Origin of the sequence: Clostridium sp. UBA6640 (assembly GCF_002455975.1) — a bacterium.
Taxonomy (GTDB): Bacteria; Bacillota; Clostridia; order Clostridiales; family Clostridiaceae; genus Clostridium_J.
Window position 1 is genome coordinate 1 of sequence record NZ_DKLM01000172.1, and the last position, 1,066, is coordinate 1,066.

Annotated in this window: 1 protein-coding gene; it reads right to left on the bottom strand. The window is 28.2% G+C overall.

All coding sequences use genetic code 11. From position 1 onward, the window contains the following. A partial coding sequence (locus B2W91_RS20500; RefSeq protein ID WP_291584324.1) for a PepSY domain-containing protein occupies nucleotides 1–716 on the bottom strand: 716 nt, incomplete at its 3' end. Between the last annotated feature and the right edge of the window lie 350 nt (nucleotides 717–1,066).

Below are 1,066 nucleotides of genomic sequence, written 5' to 3' on the forward strand. Positions count from 1 at the left end.
TTTATTGATACATTTTTGCCTTTTAAATCAACACCAGTTCCTTGTGATGGAGCTGCATTTTTAACAAAGCTTAGCTTATTTACAACTTGTCCATTTTCTGCATTAATAAAAATTTGCCAGCTAGTTGGTTCATTTTCTAGAGTAAACAATTCAACAAGGTACACAACGTTGAATTTTCCTTCATGTTCATAAATATAAAGTTCAGGATTAATATTTGCATCCTTTGGTAGATCTTTAATGTTTAAAAGATCACTAGCTGTTTTAAGAGCATCTTCTTGAGATATTTTTACAAGATCTGACCATTCTATATTCATAACATTTTCATTTATAGTACCGTTAACTGCATATACCTTATTATTTTTATCTACGTGAACAACTACATCAGAACCATATACAGGTATTCCATCTCCAGTCATTACGCTTCTAAAATGTGTATATCCAAGTTCATCTTTTTCAGTATTTACAACTTCAAAGGTTCCTGTAGTTTTTCCTAAAAGCCCTTTATTGTTCATAAGGAAAGTTTGAGCTTCTATCTCGTTAGTTACTACCTCTTTAAATTCCTTATTTATGAATGTAAATTTATCTTCAGTGGGATTTTCAATTGTAGTAACCTTGTCATTTTGATTTTCAATAGGCTTAGCTAGAACAGCTGAAGAAGCAGTATTTAATAGCATTGAAGTTAATATAATCATTGATAGTGTTTTCTTTTTTAACATAATATTTCCCCTCCCATTTAATAGATAAAATTTTTCAAAAGCTTCATCTACCCCTGTTGTAAAGAGGATACAAAGGAGAAATAACTATCCTTATTATTTTCCTCTGCTTTACTTAAGTTAAGATTTACTTTTCAGTAATAAAAAAAGAAATTCCACTCTGAAATGTAAACCTAATTTTAAAAGTTATATTTAAATTATGATGAAAAAAGAAAACTTTAAAGAATATAATACAAAACTTTTTATAAGTACAATAAGCATGTTTTAGTAAAAAAATTAGCATAAAAAGCCCTCTGCTTTTAACAGAGGGCTTTTATTAAATAAAAGGATGGATACTACTAAATTCACAATTC